Genomic DNA, 21,228 nt, shown 5'->3' with positions numbered 1-21,228 from the left:
TCTCACACGTACCGTTCGAGGATGGAGGACTCCGCGAGCCGGGACAGGCCCTCGCGCACGGACCGGGCGCGGGCCTCGCCGACGCCGTCCACCGCCTGGAGGTCGTCCACGCTCGCCGCGAGCAGCTTCTGCAGCCCGCCGAAGTGCTCGACGAGCCGGTCGATGACGGCGCCCGGCAGCCGCGGCACCTTCGCCAGCAGCCGGAAGCCGCGCGGCGAGACCGCCGAGTCCAGCGTCTCGGGCGAACCGCTGTAGCCCAGCGCGCGGGCCACGATGGGCAGTTCCAGCAGCTCGGCGTGGCTCAGGGCGTCCAGCTCGGACAGCGCCTCCTGGACCGTACGGGACCGCTTGGCCGTCGGCTCGGGCACGTAGTCGCGCACGACCAGCTCGCGCTCCGGCTCGACGCCCGCGATCAGCTCGTCCAGCTGGAGGGAGAGCAGCCGGCCGTCCGTGCCCAGCTCGACCACGTACTCGGCGATCTCGGTCGCGATGCGGCGCACCATCTCCAGCCGCTGGGCGACCGCGGTGACGTCCCGGACCGTGACCAGGTCCTCGATCTCCAGCGCCGACAGGGTGCCGGCGACCTCGTCCAGCCGGAGTTTGTAGCGCTCCAGGGTCGCCAGGGCCTGGTTGGCGCGGGAGAGGATCGCCGCCGACTCCTCCAGGACGCGGCGCTCACCGTCCACGTACAGCGCGATCAGCCGCATCGACTGGCTGACCGAGACGACCGGGAACCCGGCCTGTATCGAGACGCGCTGTGCGGTGCGGTGGCGGGTGCCGGTCTCCTCGGTGGGGATGGAGGCGTCCGGGACCAGCTGCACACCGGCCCGCAGGATCTTGGTGATGTCCTTGTCCAGGACCAGGGCCCCGTCCAGCTTGCACAGCTCGCGCAGCCGGGTCGCCGAGAACTCCACGTCCAGCACGAAGCCGCCGGTGCACATCGACTCGACGGTCTTGTCGAAACCCAGGACGATCAGACCGCCCGTATTGCCGCGCAGAATGCGCTCCAGGCCGTCCCGCAGGGCCGTGCCGGGCGCCACGGCGCTCAGCGAGGCCCGCATCAGGCCCTCTGTGCCGCTCTCGCCCGACCTCCGGGTGGGCGGCCCCCAACCGGACCTGCCACCAGACGACGATGCCCGGTCGTTGGCTGCCACTGCACTCCTTAGTCGCAAGGTCTGTCGGTGCCGCAGGCCGCCCGGCAGATGCCTTGGTCACGCAGCTCGTGAGCTGCGCGGGCCGACGGCATGACTTTCGTTGACAGGCGAGACCGGGGCAAAGTCTACCGGCGACCGCGCTATTCGACGGGGGCCTCCTTGCGCGCCTCGCGGCGCGGCCGCTTGGGCAGCACGCGCAGCGCCTCGCCGACGTCGGCCACCTCCAGCACCCGCATGCCCGCCGGGATCTTGCCGGGGTCGTTCGGGACCAGCGCGTGGGTGAAGCCGAGCCGCGCCGCCTCGGCCAGCCGGCGCTGTACGCCCGTCACCCGCCTGACCTCGCCCGCCAGCCCCACCTCGCCGATCGCGACCAGGTTCTTCGGCAGCGGGGTGTCGCTGGCGGCGCTGGCCAGCGCGAGCGCCACGGCGAGGTCGGCGGCCGGCTCGGTCAGCTTCACGCCGCCGACCGTGGCGCTGTAGATGTCGCGCTTGCCCAGGGCGGCGATCCGGCCGCGCTGCTCCAGGACGGCCAGCATCATCGAGACGCGGGAGGTCTCCAGCCCCGAGGTGGTCCGCCGCGGCGACGGGATCTGCGTGTCGACCGTCAGCGCCTGCACCTCGGCGACCAGGGGGCGGCGGCCCTCCAGGGTGACCGTCAGGCACGTACCGGGCACCGGCTCGTCGCGGCGGGTCAGGAAGAGGCCGGACGGGTCGGCGAGGCCGGTGATGCCCTCGTCGTGCAGCTCGAAGCAGCCGACCTCGTCGGTGGTGCCGTAGCGGTTCTTCACGCCGCGCACCAGGCGCAGCCGGGCGTGCCGGTCCCCTTCGAAATTCAGTACGACGTCGACCAGGTGCTCCAGGAGGCGGGGACCGGCGATGGCGCCGTCCTTGGTGACGTGGCCGACCAGCAGCGTCGCCATGCCGCGGTCCTTGGAGGCCCGGATGAGGGCGCCCGCGACCTCGCGGACCTGCGCCATGCCGCCGGGCGCGCCGTCGATCTCGGGGGAGGCGACGGTCTGCACGGAGTCCACGATCAGCAGGGACGGCTTGACCGAGTCCAGGTGGCCCAGGACGGCGGACAGGTCCGTCTCGGCGGCGAGGTAGAGGTGGTCGTCGATGGCGTGGATGCGGTCGGCGCGCAGCCTGACCTGGCTCGCGGACTCCTCGCCCGTCACGTACAGCGTGCGGTGGTCGGCGCTCGCCGCCTTCGCCGCGACGTCCAGCAGCAGGGTGGACTTGCCGACGCCCGGCTCGCCGGCCAGCAGCACCACGGCGCCGGGGACCAGGCCGCCGCCCAGCACGCGGTCCAGTTCGTCGACGCCGGTGGAGCGGGCGGTGGCCTGGCGGCCGTCGACCTGGCCGATGGGCAGCGCGGCGGTGGTGACCCGCCCCGGCGCGGTCGTGCGCACGGCGGGCGCGCCGCCGAACTCCTCGACCGTGCCCCACGCCTGGCACTCCGGGCAGCGGCCGAGCCACTTCGCGGTGGTCCAGCCGCATTCGGTGCAGCGGTACGAGGGCCGCTCCTTGGCCGAGGATTTACGAGTCGCCATGGGGTTCACCGTAGTGGCGGGGTGTGACAGCGCGGGCGGGAGGCCGCCGTGTGCAAGGGTGCGGGACGCGGGCATACGCGGTGTGCCGGCGCCCGGAACGGGGTGTGGTGAGGGGAGCCGAACGCGAAAGCAGGGTTTACTGTCCCCTTTTGAGGGAGAACGTCACCCGTATGGATTAAAAGTGTCCGTGCGGCGCGATAGAGCCTGCATCATCCGCCTACCGTCGCCGGGTGATGAGCAGCAGGTCCGATCACCCCACGCACGACACCGGCGCGCACCGGGCGCTCGACGGCGTCCCGCGGCCCGGCCGGCCGCGGCTCCCCGAGCGGTACGAGCCCCACCTCGACGGGCTGTTCACCTATTGCCTGTCCGTTTTGTGCGAGCACGACGCGGCGACCGCCGTCCTCGGCGAGGTGCTCGCCGTCGCCGAGCGGCACCACGGCCGTCGGCCGCCGGACGACGGGCTGTACCGGCCCTGGCTGTACGCGCTCGCCCGGTGGGCCTGTCTGCGGTGGCTGGCGGAGAAGACGCCGCGCAGCGGCGCGTACCCCGGTGCGGGCGGGGGGACGCCGTCCGGCGCGCCCCCGTCCGGCGCGGAGGCGTCGGCGGAGACGTCGTTCGGCACGGGCTCCTCGGCCGCCCTGAGCACCCGCCGCCAGCGTGAGCTGGCCGCGCTGGCCTGGCCCGAAGCAGCCGGTACGACGCCCGAGCAGCGCGAGGCGCTGGAGCTGTCGGTACGTCACCGCCTGGCGTCCCACGAGGTCGCCGCCGTCCTCGGTGGCGACCTCGTCGCCACCCGTACCCTCCTGGCCGCCGCCGCCTGCGAGGTCGAACGCACCCGCGCCGCGCTCGCCGTCGTCGAGTTCGGCCGCTGCCCCGACGTCGCCCAGCTCGCGGGCGACACCCAGATGCTGCTGGGCGTCGCGCTGCGCCGGGAGCTGGTGCGGCACGTGGACGACTGCGCCGAGTGCCGCCGTACGGCCGAGCGGGCCACCGCGCACGGGCCCTGGCCCGGTACCGCGCCCGCCGATCACGACGCGTTGCCGCTGGTCACCGCCCCGTACGCCGCGGTGTGCGCCGCCCTGGAGGAGGCGCGGGAAGCGCGCTCCGGGCGTGCCGAGCGCGGGGCGGGCGCGGGCCTCTTCCTGCGCTCCGGGCGTACGGGGCGCACGGGCGGCGTAAACGGTTCTCCTCGCTACGACCGGCGCGGATTCCCCGTCGGGCCCAAGGACCCCGCGGCCCGCAGGCACCGGCTGCGCACCCGCGCCGTGACCACCACCGTGGTCGCCACCGTGCTGGCCGCGCCGGTGCTCGCCCTGTGGGCCGCCTACCGGGGCGCGCCCCTCACCGGCGAGGGTCGCGGAGGCCCGGCCGTGACGGCCCGCGAAGCGGACGGCGGCGGCCCGCTCGACGGCGACCCGTACGAGAACGCGCGCAGCGCCCGGACACCCCCCGCCCCGTACCTCGCCGCGGCGAGCGGCTGGCACGACCTCTCCGTCCAGGTCGTCGGCGCGGACGGCGCGCCCCTGCGCCCCGGCGAGACGGACCGTTCCAGCACCGGGCCCGGACGGCTGACCGTCACGGCGCAGCCGCGCGGCGGCACCACGCTCGTCACGCTCACCGCGTCCGGCGGGACACCGGTCCACTGGACGGCGCGGCCCGGCGCGCCGTGGCTGCGGCTCAGCGCCACCGCCGGAGTGCTGCGGCCGGGGCAGACCGCCACGGTCGTGGTGTCCGTGGACCACGAGCGCGAGCCGGACGGGTACTGGAACGCGCGGATCCTCCTGGCGCCCGGAGGGACCGTGGTGACGCTGGAGGGCTGGGGCAAGGGAGGCGAGGACCCCGGTCCCGGCCCCGGGAGACCGACGGGGCCGGGCCCCCGGCCCGATCCGACCGAGGCCCCGCCGACGAGCGGGCCGCCGCAGCCGTCCACGCCCCCGGCCTCGCCGACGGCCGAGCCCACGGCCGGGGAGCCGACGGTGGGCCCGAGCCCCTCGCCGAGTGCGCCGGAGCCGCCGGGATGACCGTCCTCGGCCCGCCGTCCGCCGCCGGGCGGCGCCGGTGCCCCGGCTACCGGCAGGCGCCTCCCGCCGCCCCCGGGTCCGCCGGGTGCGGGGCCATCGGCAAGGTGGCCGCCAGGCGCTCCTCGCAGAGCTCCACCAGGCGGGCGTAGCCTTCCTTGCCCATCAGCTCGGTGAGTTCGGGCCCGTAGGACACGTAGACCGGCTCGCCGGCGCCGTGTGCCGAGGTCGCCGACGTGCACCACCAGTGCAGGTCGTGGCCGCCGGAGCCCCAGCCGCGGCGGTCGTACTCGCCGATGGTGACCTGGAGGACGCGGGTGTCGTCGGGGCGGTCGATCCAGTCGTAGGTGCGCCGGACCGGGAGCTGCCAGCAGACGTCCGGCTTGGTCTCCAGCGGTTCGCGGCCCTCGCGCAGCGCGAGGATGTGCAGCGAGCAGCCGGCGCCGGCCGGGAAGCCGGGGCGGTTCTGGAAGATGCACGAGCCCTTCCAGCGCCGGGTCTGGCGGTCGCCGTCCTCGTCCTCCTGGGTCCAGCCGGTGGAGGTGCCGACGTCGTGGAACTGCCACAGGTCGGGCGTGAGCCGCGCCACGTGCTCCGCGACCCGCTGCTCGTCCTCCTCGTCGGAGAAGTGCGCGCCGAGCGTGCAGCAGCCGTCGTCCGCGCGGCCCGCCTCGATGCCCTTGCAGCCGCTGCCGAAGATGCACGTCCAGCGGGAGGTGAGCCAGGTCAGGTCGCACCGGAAGACCTGCTCGTCGTCGGCGGGGTCGGGGAAGGTGACCCAGGCGCGGGCGAAGTCCAGGCCGCCGACCTCGTCGGCCCGAGCCCCTTGCGCCTCCTGCGCCGCACGCGCCTCCCGAGCGCGCTGCTTTTCTGCCTTCTTCAGGGCTTTTTCCTGCTTCGCCTTGTTCGTCTTAGCCACTACTCCAGCCTAAGGCGACCGGCACCTGCCGAAGTTCTCCGAGAGCGGCGGGCCCGCCGCCGGGTCCCGGCCGGATCGCAGTAGGTTCAACGTATGAGACTCGGAGTCCTCGATGTGGGTTCGAACACGGTCCACCTGCTGGTGATGGACGCGCACCCGGGCGCGCGCCCGCTGCCCGCCTACTCGCACAAGGCGGAGCTGCGGCTGGCCGAACTCCTCGACGAGGACGGCGCGATCGGCGACGCGGGCGTGGAGCGGCTCGTGGCGACGGTACGGGCGGCGGTCGAGGTCGCCGAGGACAAGGGCGTCGAGGACGTGCTGCCGTTCGCCACCTCCGCCATCCGGGAGGCGGCCAACGGCGAGGACGTGCTGCGCCGGGTCGCCCGGGAGACCGGCGTCGAGCTGCGGGTGCTGTCCGGCGAGGACGAGGCCCGGCTGACGTTTCTCGCGGTCCGCCGCTGGTTCGGCTGGTCGGCCGGGCGGCTGCTGGTGCTGGACATCGGCGGCGGCTCGCTGGAGATCGCGTACGGGCTGGACGAGGAGCCGGACGCGGCGGTGTCGCTGCCGCTGGGCGCGGGCCGGCTCACCGCGGGCGACCTGCCGGGCGACCCGCCGGAGGCGGAGGACATACGGGCCCTGCGCAAGCGCGTACGGGCCGAAATCGCCCGGGTGGTGAGCGATTTCACGCGCTTCGGCACGCCCGACCACGTCGTCGGCACGTCCAAGACCTTCAAGCAGCTGGCCCGTATCGCCGGCTCCGCCCGCTCCGCCGAGGGCCTCTACGCGCAGCGTGAGCTGGACCGCAAGGCGCTGGAGGAGTGGGTGCCGCGGCTGGCGGGAATGACCGGCGCCGAGCGCGCCAAGCTGCCCGGCGTCTCCGAGGGGCGCGCGCCCCAGCTGCTGGCGGGGGCGCTGGTGGCGGAGGCCGCGATGGACCTGTTCGGCGTGCGCACGCTGGAGATCTGCCCGTGGGCGCTGCGCGAGGGCGTCATCCTGCGCCGCCTGGACCACCTGCCTCCGGGGTAGGGGGCGCGGCCGACGCCCTCCGGCGGCGGCCCGTACCCTGTCCCTCGTGACGGAGCCAGTGGTGCGCATCCCGGATGCGAAGGTCGCCCTGTCCACGGCCTCGGTGTATCCGGAGTCGACGGCGACGGCCTTCGAGATCGCCGCGCGCCTGGGCTACGACGGCGTCGAGGTCATGGTGTGGACCGACCCGGTCAGCCAGGACATCGAGGCGCTGCGCCGGCTCTCCGACTACCACGGGGTGCCGATCCTGGCCGTGCACGCGCCGTGCCTGCTGATCACGCAGCGGGTGTGGTCCACGGACCCCTGGGTGAAGCTGCAGCGCGCACGCAACGCCGCGGAGAAGCTCGGCGCCTCGACGGTGGTCGTCCATCCGCCCTTCCGGTGGCAGCGCAACTACGCCCGCGAGTTCGTGCGCGGAGTGTGGCGGATGGAGAGCGAGACGGACGTACGGTTCGCCGTCGAGAACATGTATCCGTGGCGCTACCGGGACCGCGAGATGCTGGCGTACGCGCCGGACTGGGACCCGACCAAGGACGACTACCGGCACTTCACCGTCGACCTCTCGCACACCGCCACCTCGCGCAGCGACGCCCTGCACATGGTCGACCGGATGGGCGAGCGCCTCGCCCACATCCACCTCGCCGACGGCAACGGCTCCAACAAGGACGAGCACCTGGTGCCGGGGCGCGGCTCGCAGCCCTGCGCCGAGCTGCTGGAGCGGCTGGCCGCCACCGGCTTCGGCGGGCACATCGTCGTGGAGGTCAACACCCGGCGCGCGCTGTCGGCGGCCGAGCGGGAGGCGGACCTCGCGGAGGCGCTGGCCTTCACGCGGTTGCACCTCGCGTCGCCGACGTGGGTGCCCGGGTCGTGACGAGCGGCAGTACCGGTGCCGGGCCCGCGGGCCCGGCCCGCAGGCGCGGCCGCCCGGCCCGTACGGACGCCGTGGACGGCCCCGGTGCCCGCGAGCGCATCCTGGCCGCGGCCCGCGCCGAGTTCGCCGCGCGCGGGTACGAGCAGGCGTCGATCCGCGGCATCGCCAAGGCGGCGGAGGTGGACCCGGCCCTGGTCCACCACTACTACGGCACGAAGGAACAGGTCTTCGAAGCCGCCGTGGAAATGTCCTTCGCGCCCGCACTGAGCGCGCCCGAGATCGTCCTCGAAGGCGGCCTGGAGGGCGTGGGGGAGCGGCTCACCCGCTTCGTCCTCGGTGTGTGGGAGAACCCGGTCACCCGCGAGCCGCTGCTGGCGATCGCCCGCAGCGCCCTGAACAACGACGCCGCCGCCGCGGTCTTCCGCAAGCTGGTCGCCCGCCAGCTGCTGCGCCGGATCGCCGCCGAGCTGGCGGTCCCGGACGCCGACCTGCGGGCCGAGCTGGCGGCGGCGCAGCTGGTGGGGACGGTGATGCTGCGGTACGTGATCAAGCTGGAGCCGCTGGCGTCGGCCGACCCGGAACGGATCGTCGCCCGGGTGACGCCGGTGGTGCAGCAGCATCTGACCGGCCCCTGACCCGGCGGCGGTCGCGCCCGCGGCAGGTGTCCGCCCAGCGGTCATCCGTCTCACATGCCGGAGCAACTGTCCAGATCTTGGAGCCGGGGCGTAGTCTCGACTGATTCACGTACGTACGCGCACTGGGCGTACGAAAGACGTACACGCACCCGAGGGAGTGGATCCACGTGCCCGAGCTGAGGTCCCGCACCGTCACCCATGGCCGCAACATGGCCGGCGCCCGCGCGCTCATGCAGGCGTCGGGCGTAGCGCGCGAGGACTTCGGCAAGCCCGTCATCGCGGTGGCGAACAGCTTCACCGAGTTCGTGCCGGGGCACACCCACCTCCAGCCCGTCGGCCGGATCGTCAGCGAGGCGATCAAGGAAGCCGGCGGCATCGCCCGCGAGTTCAACACCATCGCGGTCGACGACGGCATCGCCATGGGCCACGGCGGCATGCTGTACTCCCTGCCGTCCCGCGACCTGATCGCCGACTCCGTCGAGTACATGGCCGAGGCGCACTGCGCGGACGCGCTGATCTGCATCTCCAACTGCGACAAGATCACCCCGGGCATGCTGATGGCCGCGCTGCGCCTGAACATCCCCACCGTCTTCGTCTCCGGCGGCCCCATGGAAGCCGGCCGCGCCACCCTCGTCGACGGCACGGTCCGCAAGCTGGACCTGGTCAACGCGATCTCCGACGCGGTCGACGAGAGCATCTCGGACGAGGACATCCTGCGTATCGAGGACAACGCCTGCCCGACCTGCGGCTCCTGTTCCGGCATGTTCACCGCCAACTCGATGAACTGCCTGACCGAGGCCATCGGCCTGTCGCTGCCCGGCAACGGCTCGGTGCTGGCCACCCACACCGCCCGCCGCGCCCTGTACGAGAACGCCGGCCGTACGGTCGTGGAGATCACCAAGCGGTACTACGACCAGGACGACGCGACCGTGCTGCCGCGCAGCATCGGCTCCCGCGCCGCCTTCGAGAACGCCATGGCCCTGGACATCGCCATGGGCGGCTCCACGAACACGATCCTGCACCTGCTGGCCGCCGCCCAGGAAGCCGGTCTCGGTTTCGACCTGGACGACATCAACGCCGTCTCGCGCCGGGTGCCCTGCCTGGCCAAGGTGGCGCCGAACGTCGCCCCCGGCGGCACGTACTACATGGAGGACGTGCACCGGGCCGGCGGCATCCCCGCCATCCTGGGCGAGCTGTACCGGGCCGGGATGCTCAACGAGGACGTGCACACCGTGCACAGTTCCTCGATGGCGGACTGGCTGAAGACCTGGGACGTGCGCGGCGGCTCGCCGTCCCCGGAGGCCGTCGAGCTGTGGCACGCGGCCCCCGGCTGCAAGCGCTCCGCCACCGCCTTCTCCCAGTCCGAGCGCTGGGACAGCCTCGACACGGACGCCGCGAACGGCTGCATCCGCGACCTCGCCCACGCCTACTCCGCCGACGGCGGCCTGGCCGTCCTCAAGGGCAACCTCGCCGAGGACGGCTGCGTGGTGAAGACCGCGGGCGTCGACGAGTCGATCTGGACGTTCGAGGGCCCGGCCGTGGTCTGCGAGTCGCAGGAGGAGGCCGTCGAGAAGATTCTCGGCAAGCGGGTCAGGGAGGGCGACGTCGTCGTCATCCGCTACGAGGGCCCCAAGGGCGGCCCCGGCATGCAGGAGATGCTCTACCCGACGTCCTTCCTCAAGGGCCGCGGCCTGGGCAAGACGTGCGCGCTGGTCACCGACGGCCGCTTCTCCGGCGGCACCTCGGGACTGTCCATCGGCCACGCCTCCCCTGAGGCGGCCTCCGGCGGCACCATCGCCCTGGTCGAGGACGGCGACCGCATCCGTATCGACATCCCGAACCGTTCGATCGAACTCCTGGTGCCCGAGGCGGAGCTGACGGCCCGCCGGGAGGCGCTGGGCGGCGTGTACGCGCCGAAGAAGCGCGAGCGCAAGGTGTCGCAGGCCCTTCGCGCGTACGCGGCGATGGCGACCAGCGCCGACAAGGGCGCGGTACGCGACGTGACCAAGCTGGGCTGAGCCGGGCCCCGGCCCCGCGAACCCCGTCCGCCGTCACCAGCGGGCGGGGTTCTCCGCGTCGGCGCCGAAGACCGTGCCGTCCGGCGCCGCCGCGTACACCCGGCCGTGCCGCGGATCGGGCAGCGGCGCGGGCAGCTTCTCCAGGTAGCCGGTACGGCCGGTCGCCAGCCGGGGCGGGGTCTGGCCGAGCAGCGCGCCGCGCCGGGTCTCCACGGCCAGCAGCCGGCCGTCGGCGCCCGTGAAGTACAGCCGCTCGCCCTTCGGGTCGAGCACCGGCGCCGACGCCCGGCTCACCGACGTCTCCACGCTCCAGCGCCGGTCGCCGACCGCCTGGAGCGTGCCGCCGGCGGCGAGCAGGTAGACCGTCTCGCCGCGCGCCACGGCCGCCGCGTCGTCCACCGGCGCGCCCAGCGGCAGCCGCCGCACCCGGTGCGTGCCGGGGTCGTAGCGGACGACGGCCGCGGTACGGGTGACGACGAGCGGGTCGGCGGCGGTGAAGTAGACCGAGCCGGACGCGCCCGTACCGGCCGGCGTGAGCGAGCCCGGCAGCCGCCGCTCCCAGCGCAGCGTGCCGTGCGCCGGGTCGATCGCGGTGACCACGGTGGTGGCGCCGTCCGCCGCGACGGTGGCCGCGTACGCGGTACGGCCGTCCCCGTACGCGGTGAACTGCCCCAGCGGCTGGGCCGGATAGCGGTGGTGCCACAGCTCCCGGTGGGTGGCGCTGTCCAGGGCGGTGACCGTGCCGTCCCGCGCGGTCAGCAAAAGGGTGCCGCCCACGAACCGGATGTCGGCGTCGTACCCGGTCAGGTCCTTGCTCCAGCGCGTCGCGCCCTGCCCGCCCGCCGACGGGTCGAGCGCCTCCAGCCGCTTGCCGTCGGGGGAGCGCACGTAGAGCAGCCCGCCGGAGAACACCGGCGCGCCCGGCGGGGTGTCGCCCTTGCGCACCGGCTCGCCTGGTTTCCGCCACGACACGGTGCCGTTCTCAGGATCGACCCGCCCGGCCTTCAGGCCCCGCTCGACACAGAACAGCGCGGACGCGCCGTACGTGCAGAAGGGCATCTCGGCGGGGTGCCCCGCGGGCCGCTCGACCAGCGGGGTGTGCCAGGGGCGGAAGGCGGCGGCCGTGGCGCCGGGCGTACGCGTCTGGAGCGCCGGGGTGCCCTCGGAGCCCATGGTCCGTACGCCCGCGAAGGTCCCCGCGCCGGCCAGCACGGCGGCCACGGCCGACCAGACCGCCCAACGGCGGCGGGGAGCCGACGCGGCCTTCGCCTCCGCGGGAGCGGCCTCCTCGGCATCCTGCCGCGCGGGCTCCGCCACCTCGGGCGACCGGTCCCGTACGTGCGTGGCCCCGGCCTGCCCGGGCGCGGCCACCTGCGCGGGCACGACGGCCTCGGCGGCCGCCGGCGGACCGGCGTACGCCTCCTCGTGGGCCTCCGCCGGCATCTCGGTGCTCAGCAGCCGCATCAGCATGTCCGGCGTCGGCCGGTCGGCCGGCCGCTTCGCCAGACAGGTGCGGATCAGCGGCGCCAGGTCCTCCGGAACGCCCGTCAGATCCGCCTCGTCGTGCACCACTTGGTACGCGACGATGTACGGGCTCTCCGAATCGAAAGGGCCCCGCCCGGTCGCCGCGTGCACCAGCACCGACCCCAGCGCGAAGACGTCCGCCGCGGGCCCCACCTCGCGCGGCCGCTGGAACTGCTCGGGCGCCATGAACGGCGGCGTGCCGATCAGCTTGCCGGTCTCGGTGCGCATCTCGCTGTCCGCGGGCCGCGAGATACCGAAATCGATGACCTTCGGGCCGTCGGCGGCGAGCAGCACATTGCCCGGCTTCAGGTCGCGGTGCACCACGCCGGCCCGGTGGATGTCGCGCAGCGCCTCGGCGAGGCCCGCGGCCAGCCGCCGCAGCTCGCCGGGCGGCAGCGGACCGTTCCGCTTCACGTGGTCGCCGAGGGTCGGCCCCGGGATGTAGAGGGTGGCCATCCAGGGGAGGGCGGCGTCCGGGTCGGCGTCCACCACGGGCGCGGTGAACGCGCCGCTCACCCGCCGCGCCGCCGCCACCTCCTGCCGGAACCGGCCGCGGAACTCGGGGTCCTGGGCGAACTCGGCGTGCACGACCTTCACCGCCAGGCGCAGCCCGGACGACGACCGCGCCAGATGGACGACGCCCATCCCGCCGGATCCCAGGCGCGCGTCAAGGCGGTACCGGCCCGCGTACTGCGGACGTTCCGCTTCCGGATCCGCCCCGGAACCGCGCAGCGGCGGCATCTCCCCACCCCCGTGTCATGGGCCGCAGACGCGACGCACGGAGCCTAGTCGATGGTGCGTACGAGACAGGTGAGGCTTGCTAGCGTGCGCGGTGCACGGCCGCGGCCGCGCACCGGCCGCATCGGGCCACCGGACGACACCACGGGGGAGCACGCCATGACCAGCACGCAGGAGAACGCCGTCGGCACGGTCGAAGGCGCCGGCACGGAGGAGGTCACCGCCGCCTCGGCCGCGGTGACCTATCCCGTGGCGCCCGGCTACCGCCTCAACGTCCGCAGCGGCCCGAGCAGCCGCTCCTCCCTCGTCCGGCAGCTCCCGTACGGGGCGCGGATCGCCATCCGCTGCCAGCGCCACGGCGAGCGGGTCAGCGGACCGTACGGCACCAACGACATCTGGGACTGCATCGCCCCCGGCCAGTACGTCTCGGACAGCTACGTCCGCACCGGCAGCGACGGCTTCGTGGCCCCGCTCTGCGCGAACTGAACGGCACGGCGGCCACGCCGTACGGCCGCCGGGACCCGCCAGGACCCGCCGGGGATAATCGACGCCATGAGCGACGAGACACGGCCCGCGCCGGACCGGACCGGACCCGAGCCGGCCCCGATCCGCTTCTTCGGGACGACCTGGGTGCACCACGACGGCGGCTACGGCCTGCGCCGGGCCGGGGTCGCCGCCGGCTCCCTGGCGCTCGCCGCCGCCGGCGCGGTGGTGCTGCGCTTCGCCTTCCAGGGCCTGGAGATCGCCGAGGTCGGCTCGTTCCTCAACGCCCTGGTCGTGGCCTGTTTCGCGGTGTGCAGCGCGGTCGCCTTCCGCCGCACCTGGGAACGTCTGACCCGCGCCGCCGCCGACGCGCCCGCCGACCGCCCGGCCGACCGGTCCGCGCAGAGCCTGCTGCTCATCGGCTTCATCGGCTCGCTGCTCGCCTACTTCTGCCGCAGCCTCGTCGAGGCACCGGGAGAGGGCGTGCGGCGCGCCGAGTACGAGGCGGAACGCGAACGCCACGAGCGCCGCCGCGGCACCCGCACGGGCAACCCGGCAGCCAAGAAGACACCGAAGGCGTCGAAGAAGAAGCGCGGCTAGCAGCCGCTCTTCCCCGGGAGCCGCGAAGCGACTGTCACACTCCGGCCCGCGGGACCGTCTCACTCAGGGGGCCCGTACCCGGCGGCCCGTACGGACAAGGAGTGACGACGTGACGCAGGCGGCGAGGGACGAGCGGCTCGCGCGGTTCGAGGAGCAGCGGGGCCGGCTGTGGGCGGTGGCGTACCGGATCACGGGTACGGTCACGGACGCCGACGACGCCGTACAGGAGACGTGGCTGCGCTGGCAGGCACTGCCCGGCACCACGGAAGTGGCCAGCCCGGCGGGCTACCTGACGACCGTCGTCAGCCGGGTCTGCTACGACCTGCTGGGCTCGGCGCGGGCCCGCCGCGAGACGTACGTCGGCCCGTGGCTGCCGGAGCCGGTCGTCGCCGGCGGCGCCCACGACGCGGTCGGCGACCGGGTCACCCTGGACGAGTCCGTGGGCCTCGCGCTGCTCACCGTCCTGGAACGGCTCACCCCGGCCGAGCGCACCGCGTTCATCCTGCACGACGTCTTCGCCGTCCCGTTCCCGGAGATCGCCGAGGTGGTGGGCCGTACCCCCGACTCCGTGCGGCAGCTCGCCTCGCGCGCCCGCAGGCGGGTGCGGGCCGAGGCCCCGCGCCGCACCGTGGACCGCGCGGAGCACCGCCGTACCGTCGAGGCGTTCCTCGCCGCCGTCACCGCCGGCGATCTGGACGCGCTGATGTCCGTACTGGACCCGGACGTCATCTGGCGCACGGACGGCGGCGGCCGGGTCACCGCGGCCCGCCGCCCCGTCCTGGGCCGCGACAAGGTCGCCCGGTACACGTGCGGGCTGGTCGGCAGGAACTTCGACCCGGCGACCATGCGGCTGTTCGTACGGGACGTCAACGGCGCGCCGGGCCTGGTCTTCGTCGACCCGGTGGGGGAGCAGACCGCGGTGATCGCCTTCACGGTCCACGAGGGCCGGATCACGGAGGCGGACGCGGTCGTCAACCCCGACAAGCTGGCGCACCTGGACTTCGGCGCGCTGTGAGGGGCGGGGCGGCCGGCCCGGGGCACCCGCGGCCGGCCGCCCCGGTTCTTCCGGTCCGGTCAGTACTCCCAGTCCGGCTTTCCGTCCCCGAACAGCCAGTCGTCGAACAGGTCCTCCAGGTCGGTGTCCGTGCGGTCCTGGCAGAAGTCGACGAACTCCTGCGTGTCGGTGCTGCCGTGGCGGTGTTCCTTCGGCCAGTCCTTGAGGATGCCGAAGAAGACCTCGTCGCCGACGGCCTTCCGGAGCTGCTGGAGGACCATGCCGCCGCGCTTGTAGACGGGGTCGCCGGTCACGTTCTCCGGCTTGCCGGGGTCGGCGGGCGGGAAGCCCCAGATCTCCTCGTCGTCCTCGTCGGTGGCGTACAGCGCGTCGAACTGCTGCTGCGCCGTCCGGCCGCCCTTGTCCTCCTCCCACAGCCACTCCGCGTACTGCGCGAAACCCTCGTTGAGCCAGATGTCCTTCCAGGTCTTCGGTGTCACCGAGTCGCCGAACCACTGGTGGGCGGTCTCGTGCACGACCGTGCCCTCGTCCGGCGCGCCGGCGTAGACGGGCTTGGTCTGCGTCTCCAGGGCGCCCCAGTCGACGCGCTCGGGAGTGTGGTCGACGATCGCCCCGGCGGAGGAGAACGGATACGGGCCGAACCGTTTCACCGACCAGTCGAGGATCTCGTCCAGCTTGCCCAGCGGCCCGGCGCTCTCCTTGGCCTCCGCCGGGTCCACCGCGGTGTAGACGGGCAGCCCGCCCTTCGTGTGCGACTCCTCGACGGTGAACTTCCCGATCGTCGCGGTGGCGAGGTAGGTGGCCATCGGCTCGCCGTTGTGCCACTCGAAGGTGGTCCGGCCCCGCTCGCTCCTCTTGCCGCGCAGCTCGCCGTTGGCGACGGCGGTGTACCCGTCCGGCACGGTGATCTTGAAGTCGTACGCGGCCTTGTCGCCCGGGTGGTTGTTGCCGGGGAACCACGTCATGGACCCGGCCGGCTGGCCCGCGACGAACGCCCCGTCCGCCGTGCGCACCCAGCCCTCGGTGGCGCCGTCCGGGTCCGTCATCTCCTCGGGCTCGCCGCCGTACTCGACCGTCGTACGGAACGTGGCGCCCTTCCGCACGGTCTCCTGCGGGCGGACCGTCAGCTTGTGGCCCTTGCGGGTGAACTCGGCGTCCTTGCCGTCCACCCGTACGCCGCGCACCTTCATGCCCTGGAGGTCCAGCTTGAAGGAGGCGAGGTCGGCCCGGGCCGTGGCGCTGATCTCGGCGGTGGCGTCCAGCGTGCCGCCGCGTACGTCGTAGTCGAGGTCGAGTCCGTAGTGGCCGACCTGGTAGCCGCCATTGCCGAGGGCGCGGAAGAGCGGGTCCTGCACGCTGCCCGCGCCGTGCGTGCCGTCCAGGCGGGTCGCGCTCGTGCAGGAGGACAGCAGCAGGGCGACGGAGAGCGCGGCGGTCGCACCGCAGTAGCGGAGAGGCCGGCGGATCACGGGGCTCCTAGGGTCGTAGGGCGGGTTGATCAAGCTCCCCGACCCTACGGCCCTTTGGCCCCGCAACGCCGCCCCCTTCCGCTTAACGACGCTTATCCACCCTTACGTCCGGACTGCCGCGGCCCCGGCTCCGGGCTCGCCCGCCGGCCGCCGCCGCTCCGCCCAGCTGCCGAGCGCCGCCGCGCACGCGCGGTCGAGATGCCGCAGCCCGGAGAGGTCCAGAACGACGTCGCGGTCGTGCGGCAGCGCCTCCAACTGGTCCAGCAGCCGGGGCAGCCGCAGGAAGGTGGCGTTGCCGAGAGCGCGTACGTACAGCGGCCCGTCCTGCGGCCCCGACACCTCCAGGTGCACGTGCGAGGTCTCCCACGCCGACTTCGCCACCGCCATCAGCAGGCCGATGACGACCCCTTCGAACATGTTCGTCGCCACGATCGCCACCGCGGTCCCCGCCAGCACCACGGCCTCGCCCCGGTGCTCGCGCCACAGCGGCCTGAACTCCCGTACGGGAATGAGCTTGAAACCCGCGTGCACGAGCACCCCCGCCAGCGCGGCCAGCGGCACGACGCCGAGCGCCGCGGGGAACGCCGCCGCGAACAGCAGCAGCCACACGCCGTGCAGCACCCGTGACGCCTTCGTCCTGGCCCCGGCCCGGACGTTCGCCGCGCTGCGCACGATCACCGCGGTCATCGGCAGCGCGCCCAGCAGCCCGCACACCGCGTTGCCCGCGCCCTGCGCCATCAGCTCCTTGTCGTAGTCCGTGCGCGGCCCGGCGTGCAGCCGGTCCACGGCCGCGGCGCTGAACAGCGACTCCGCCGACGCGATCAGCGTGAAGGCCAGTACGGTGCCCACCGCGCCGACCCCCAGGAGCTGGGCGAAGTCCGCGCCGCCCGGCGGCTGCACGGCCGACACCAGCCCCTTGACCTCGACCCTGGCCACCGGCAGGCCGAGGAGGGCCACGGTGGCGGTCGCCAGGGCCACGGCCGCCAGCGGAGCCGGCAGTACACGGGCCGCGCGGCGCCAGCGGGGCCACAGCACCAGAACGGCGATGGTGCCGACGCCGATGGCCGCCGCGGTCAGCGCCTGGTCCGACCAGATCGTGTCGACCGCCAGCTCCGGCAGCCCCGCGAGGTTGGCGAGCCCGGTGCCGGGTGCCTTGGCGTCGGCCAGGGCGTACAGTTGCCCGGCGATCAGGACGAGTCCGATGCCCGAGAGCATGCCCTGGACGACCGCCACCGAGATGGCGCGGAACCAGCGCCCCAGCCGCAGCGCTCCCATGGCCAGCTGGAGCGCGCCGGCCACGAGCACCAGCGCGCCCAGGGTGCCGAGCCCGAACTCCTGCACCGCCTCGTAGACGAGGACGGTCAGGCCGGCGGCGGGCCCGCTGACCTGAAGGCTGCTCCCGGGCAGGACCCCGGTGAGCAGGCCGCCGACGATCCCGGTGACGAGGCCGAGTTCGGCCGGTACGCCGGAGGCGACGGCGATGCCGACGCACAAGGGAACGGCGACGAGGAAGACGACGAGGGACGCGGTGAAATCCGCGCGTATGTCCGTGATTTTCTGCATGGGAATGCCTCCGGGCGTTGCGGTGGACCGCGCGGCGCTGACCTGCGCCGGGCGGGAAGGGCGGATGCCTGGATCGATCCGTGGGATCCGTGCACCGTGTGCCGTGCGGGCACGGGGGACCGCCCGGGGGCGCCTGTGGTCAGGCGCCGTCGGGAGACCTCTCGTCGGTGTGGCTGCCGGCGTCGGCACCGGTGCCGGTGCCGGTCAGCAGCGGAAGACGCGATGGCTTATGGGGAGTTGGCCCGAACGCGTCAGAGGTACGGCGCGGCACCCGGTGACCGGGGCCGTCGGGTGCGGGGCGGCGGCCGGCGGGACGGTGGGGTCGGTCGCGCACCGGGTCTGGTCGCCGCCGGGGTGGGAGGCCGGTATGCCGGTCGCGGAGCGCGCGCTGCGGCCGGTCGGGCAGCGCTCGGTCGCCGTGTCCGCGGAGTCGCGGTCGTCGTGCGCGTACGGCGCGACGACGCTCGCGGTGTGTGTGCCGGCCCGTGCCGAGGCCCCGCCGCCGGCCGCCTGCCCGTAGGCCCCGTCGAAACGGACCGGGAACGCCAGCAGCGCTGCCATGACGAACAGCAGCACGCGGCGCATGACGTCGGCCCCCTCCGGCAGTGGTTGGGCAGTCAACTTCATTCTGTCCAAAGGGGCATGGAATTGAGCGAGTCTCTGTGTAACCGTCATGTAAACGCTGAGTCAGTGAACGGGAGTGGTCGATTCCCGTCACCCCGGCGGTCGCCGGAGCGCGCCGGACGCCTTGACGCGCCCAGGCGCGCGGCGCCATTTTCAACGCGTGATGAATTATGGTCGCGGCCTGGCCGGACCAGCGGAACCGGCCGCCACCACGGGGCCGGCCGACACCCCGGACGCCGCCGTCCGGGCCCGCGCCCTCACCGTCGTACGCGGCCGCCGCACCGTCCTGAACCGCCTCACCTTTGACGTCCGTCACGGCTGCGTCACCGGCCTCCTCGGGCCCTCCGGCAGTGGCAAGACCACCCTGATGCGCGCCGTCGCCGGCACCCAGGCCAGGGCCACCGGCACCCTCGACGTCCTCGGACGGCCCGCAGGCCACACCCGCCTGCGCCCCCGCATCGGCTACGTCACCCAGGCACCCGCCGTCCACGACGACCTCACCGTCCGCCAGAACCTCGCCCCCCTCGTCGTCACCGCCTGCGCCCTCCTCGTCCTCGCCCTCGGCACCACCACCCTCCGCCGCCGCACCCCGTAGGGCCGCACCCGCAGGACCCCGCCCCGGCCCGTCCGCCCGCCGTGCCCACAACGTGAACGCCCCCGCCCTCCGCCACCCCGCGATGCGAGGATGACCAGGCAACCAGCGGCCCGCCCGGCCGTCCCGTATCCGCAGCCCCACCGGCGAGGTGAACCGCAACATGACCCAGAAGGTCGCCGTACTCGGCACCGGAAAAATCGGCGAGGCCCTCCTCAGCGGCATGATCCGAGGCGGCTGGGCCCCCTCCGACCTGATGGTCACCGCCCGCCGCCCCGAACGCGCCGAGCAGCTCCGTACCCGCTACGGCGTCACCCCCGTCACCAACCCGGAGGCGGCCAAGTCCGCCGACACCCTCATCCTGACCGTCAAGCCGCAGGACATGGGCGCGCTGCTGACCGAGCTGGCCCCGCACACTCCCGCCGACCGCCTCGTCATCAGCGGCGCCGCCGGCATCCCCACCGCCTTCTTCGAGGAGCGGCTGCCCGACGCCACCCCTGTCGTACGCGTCATGACGAACACCCCCGCCCTCGTCGACGAGGCCATGTCCGTCATCTCGGCCGGCACCCACGCGACCGCGGCCCACGTCACCCGCGCCGAGGAGATCTTCGCCACCGTCGGCAAGACCCTCCGCGTCCCGGAGACCCAGCAGGACGCGGCCACCGCCCTGTCCGGCTCGGGACCCGCCTACTTCTACTTCCTCGTCGAGGCGATGACCGACGCCGGCATCCTGCTCGGACTCCCGCGCGACAAGGCCCACGACCTGATCGTGCAGGCCGCCATCGGCGCCGCCACCATGCTCCGCGACAGCGGCGAGCACCCGGTCACCCTCCGGGAGAACGTCACCTCGCCGGCGGGCACGACCATCAACGCCATCCGCGAGCTGGAGAACCACGGCGTACGGGCCGCCCTGATCGCCGCCCTCGAAGCGGCCCGCGACCGCAGCCGCGAACTGGCCTCCGGCAACGGCTGACCCACGCCGCACGCACTCCGGCCCGGTGGCCACCGGCGCGCCCGCCCCCCGGTGGCCACCGGCCTTCGGCCGGCCTCGGCCGCCCTTCAATTCGCCGGCAGCAACCCCACCGCCTCGTACGCCGCGTCCACCCGCGGCCGCGCCATGGCACGGGCCCGCTCGGCCCCGTCCCGCAGGACGGAGTCCACATATCCCGGGTCCGCGACCAGCTCGGCGTGCCGCTCCCGCACCGGACGCAGCAATTCCACGACCGCCTCGGCCGTGTCCTTCTTCAGCGCGCCGTACGAGTCGTACTCCTCGGCCAGCCCCGCCGGATCACCCCCGACGCACGCCGCGAGCACATCCAGCAGATTCGCGACCCCCGGCCGTTCCGCACGGTCGTACACCATGTCCGTCCCGGCGTCCGTGACGGCCCGCATCACCTTCTTCCGCACCACCTCCGCCTCGTCCAGCAAATAGACGATGCCCGCGGTACGGGCGTGCGACTTCCCCATCTTCGAAGTCGGGTCCTGCAGATCCATCACCCGCGCGGCCACCTTCGGACTCGTCGTCCGCGGAATGACGAACGTCTGCCCGTACCGCTGGTTGAACCGCACCGCCAGGTCCCGCGTCAGCTCCACGTGCTGCGTCTGGTCCTCACCCACCGGCACCTCGTGCGTCCCGTACGCGAGGATGTCGGCGGCCATCAGCGCCGGGTACGTCAGCAGCGACAGCCGTACGCTCCCGCCCCGCGCCCGCTCGCGCTCCGCCTTCTCCTTGTACTGGATCATGCGCCGCATCTCGCCGTCGGAGGCCGTGCACTCCATCAGGTACGCCAGCCGCGTGTGCTCGTCGACCTGGCTCTGCACGAACAACGTGCACAGCCGCGGATCCAGGCCCGCGGCGAGCAGCAGCGTGGCGGCCTGCCGACTGAGCCTGCGCACCCGCGCCGGATCGTGGTCCACGGTCAGCGCGTGCAGGTCCACGACGCAGAACAGGGCCTCGGCCCGGTGCTGGTCCTCGTCCGCCCAGCGGCGCAGGGCCCCCAGGTAGTTGCCCAGGGTCAGGTGCCCCGTCGGCTTCACACCACTGAAGATCCGCGTCATCTCTCGTCTCCCGAACTACTGGTCCCGGGACCGCCGCACCCGCCGGCCGGCTGCGAGGAGATACGCGAAACGGCCGCCGAAAGCGGCGGCCGTCGTCTGCATGCACTGTGGGGCGGCCGCCGTCAGGCGGGCCACCACTGCTGTACGAGCGCATGCGAGGTCATGCGGCCCACGCTACGCCCCGAGCCGCCCCCGCGCACGGGTTTGAAGCGCTCCGACCCCTCGTGTAGTGTTCTCCGAGTTGCCACGGCGCCGACAGGCACCGCGACAACCCCTCGCGCCGCACCGGCGGCACAACCACTACTGCACGACTCCCGAACGGGAACAATTTCGGCTTGCCGGAATTCGAACCGCCGACTCGATTATGA

Annotated in this window: 17 protein-coding genes and 1 pseudogene; 10 read left to right on the top strand and 8 right to left on the bottom strand. The window is 73.8% G+C overall.

Features of this window, described 5'->3' with window-relative positions; all coding sequences use genetic code 11:
* Positions 1 to 2 precede the first annotated feature (2 nt).
* Both disA and radA read right to left on the bottom strand, forming a co-directional pair.
* On the bottom strand, positions 3 to 1,154 hold the full coding sequence (gene disA / locus ACH4K4_RS03640) for a DNA integrity scanning diadenylate cyclase DisA (protein ID WP_398029915.1): 1,152 nt from the start codon (positions 1,152 to 1,154) through the stop codon (positions 3 to 5).
* A 140-nt stretch (positions 1,155 to 1,294) separates the two neighbouring features.
* Positions 1,295 to 2,704 carry a DNA repair protein RadA gene (radA, locus tag ACH4K4_RS03635; RefSeq protein WP_398164549.1) on the bottom strand — a complete coding sequence of 470 codons (1,410 nt, stop codon included), beginning with the start codon at positions 2,702 to 2,704 and terminating at the stop codon, positions 1,295 to 1,297.
* A 233-nt stretch (positions 2,705 to 2,937) separates the two neighbouring features.
* On the opposite strand from radA, the gene ACH4K4_RS03630 reads away from it, so the two are divergent.
* Positions 2,938 to 4,728, top strand: coding sequence for a sigma-70 family RNA polymerase sigma factor (locus ACH4K4_RS03630; RefSeq protein WP_398164548.1), 1,791 nt, complete (start codon positions 2,938 to 2,940; stop codon positions 4,726 to 4,728).
* Between the two features lie 46 nt (positions 4,729 to 4,774).
* On the opposite strand, the gene ACH4K4_RS03625 is transcribed toward ACH4K4_RS03630, so the two are convergent.
* The gene (locus ACH4K4_RS03625) at positions 4,775 to 5,644 is read right to left on the bottom strand and encodes a hypothetical protein (protein ID WP_398164546.1); all 870 of its coding nucleotides are present in this window, start codon (positions 5,642 to 5,644) and stop codon (positions 4,775 to 4,777) included.
* A gap of 93 nt (positions 5,645 to 5,737) precedes the next feature.
* Between ACH4K4_RS03625 and ACH4K4_RS03620 the strand changes: the two genes are divergently transcribed.
* The 4 genes from ACH4K4_RS03620 (at position 5,738) to ilvD (ending at position 10,194) form a co-directional block, all read left to right on the top strand.
* The gene (locus tag ACH4K4_RS03620; protein WP_398164545.1) at positions 5,738 to 6,670 is read left to right on the top strand and encodes a Ppx/GppA family phosphatase; all 933 of its coding nucleotides are present in this window, start codon (positions 5,738 to 5,740) and stop codon (positions 6,668 to 6,670) included.
* Between the two features lie 58 nt (positions 6,671 to 6,728).
* Entirely contained in the window at positions 6,729 to 7,541 is an 813-nt protein-coding gene (locus ACH4K4_RS03615; RefSeq protein ID WP_398165392.1) for a sugar phosphate isomerase/epimerase family protein, read from the top strand.
* Entirely contained in the window at positions 7,538 to 8,176 is a 639-nt protein-coding gene (locus tag ACH4K4_RS03610; RefSeq protein WP_398164544.1) for a TetR family transcriptional regulator, read from the top strand. Before ACH4K4_RS03615 ends, ACH4K4_RS03610 begins: the two co-directional genes overlap by 4 nt.
* Positions 8,177 to 8,343: 167 nt before the next feature.
* Positions 8,344 to 10,194, top strand: coding sequence for a dihydroxy-acid dehydratase (gene ilvD, locus ACH4K4_RS03605; protein ID WP_398164542.1), 1,851 nt, complete (start codon positions 8,344 to 8,346; stop codon positions 10,192 to 10,194).
* 33 nt (positions 10,195 to 10,227) lie between these two features.
* Here ilvD and ACH4K4_RS03600 read toward each other — a convergent pair whose 3' ends face one another.
* Positions 10,228 to 12,459: a PQQ-binding-like beta-propeller repeat protein gene (locus tag ACH4K4_RS03600; RefSeq protein ID WP_398164540.1), complete on the bottom strand. Its 2,232-nt coding sequence runs from the start codon at positions 12,457 to 12,459 to the stop codon at positions 10,228 to 10,230.
* A gap of 156 nt (positions 12,460 to 12,615) precedes the next feature.
* Between ACH4K4_RS03600 and ACH4K4_RS03595 the strand changes: the two genes are divergently transcribed.
* From ACH4K4_RS03595 to sigJ, 3 genes are all read left to right on the top strand, one after another.
* The gene (locus ACH4K4_RS03595) at positions 12,616 to 12,942 is read left to right on the top strand and encodes an SH3 domain-containing protein (RefSeq protein WP_398164539.1); all 327 of its coding nucleotides are present in this window, start codon (positions 12,616 to 12,618) and stop codon (positions 12,940 to 12,942) included.
* 66 nt (positions 12,943 to 13,008) lie between these two features.
* Positions 13,009 to 13,539, top strand: coding sequence for a hypothetical protein (locus tag ACH4K4_RS03590; RefSeq protein ID WP_398164538.1), 531 nt, complete (start codon positions 13,009 to 13,011; stop codon positions 13,537 to 13,539).
* A 109-nt stretch (positions 13,540 to 13,648) separates the two neighbouring features.
* Complete coding sequence (sigJ, locus tag ACH4K4_RS03585) at positions 13,649 to 14,554, top strand: RNA polymerase sigma factor SigJ (protein ID WP_398164537.1); 906 nt, start codon at positions 13,649 to 13,651, stop codon at positions 14,552 to 14,554.
* Between the two features lie 59 nt (positions 14,555 to 14,613).
* Here sigJ and ACH4K4_RS03580 read toward each other — a convergent pair whose 3' ends face one another.
* The 3 genes from ACH4K4_RS03580 to ACH4K4_RS03570 all read right to left on the bottom strand — a co-directional run bounded on the left by ACH4K4_RS03580 (position 14,614) and on the right by ACH4K4_RS03570 (position 18,207).
* Complete coding sequence (locus ACH4K4_RS03580) at positions 14,614 to 16,023, bottom strand: M1 family metallopeptidase (RefSeq protein ID WP_398164535.1); 1,410 nt, start codon at positions 16,021 to 16,023, stop codon at positions 14,614 to 14,616.
* A 102-nt stretch (positions 16,024 to 16,125) separates the two neighbouring features.
* On the bottom strand, positions 16,126 to 17,586 hold the full coding sequence (locus tag ACH4K4_RS03575) for a SulP family inorganic anion transporter (RefSeq protein WP_398164534.1): 1,461 nt from the start codon (positions 17,584 to 17,586) through the stop codon (positions 16,126 to 16,128).
* Positions 17,587 to 17,790: 204 nt separating this feature from the next.
* Positions 17,791 to 18,207, bottom strand: a complete 417-nt coding sequence (locus ACH4K4_RS03570; RefSeq protein WP_398164533.1) for a hypothetical protein — start codon at positions 18,205 to 18,207, stop codon at positions 17,791 to 17,793.
* Between the two features lie 166 nt (positions 18,208 to 18,373).
* On the opposite strand from ACH4K4_RS03570, the pseudogene ACH4K4_RS03565 reads away from it, so the two are divergent.
* A pseudogene (locus tag ACH4K4_RS03565) lies at positions 18,374 to 18,727 on the top strand (ATP-binding cassette domain-containing protein); the annotation flags it as partial.
* Positions 18,728 to 18,965: 238 nt separating this feature from the next.
* Complete coding sequence (gene proC, locus ACH4K4_RS03560; protein WP_398164532.1) at positions 18,966 to 19,775, top strand: pyrroline-5-carboxylate reductase; 810 nt, start codon at positions 18,966 to 18,968, stop codon at positions 19,773 to 19,775.
* 86 nt (positions 19,776 to 19,861) lie between these two features.
* On the opposite strand, the gene trpS is transcribed toward proC, so the two are convergent.
* Positions 19,862 to 20,860, bottom strand: a complete 999-nt coding sequence (gene trpS / locus ACH4K4_RS03555) for a tryptophan--tRNA ligase (protein WP_398164530.1) — start codon at positions 20,858 to 20,860, stop codon at positions 19,862 to 19,864.
* Positions 20,861 to 21,228: the final 368 nt, after the last annotated feature.

This window comes from Streptomyces sp. NPDC017529 (assembly GCF_044329785.1).
In the GTDB taxonomy this organism is placed as follows: Bacteria; Actinomycetota; Actinomycetes; order Streptomycetales; family Streptomycetaceae; genus Streptomyces.
This window is presented reverse-complemented; position numbering and strand designations above follow the sequence as displayed.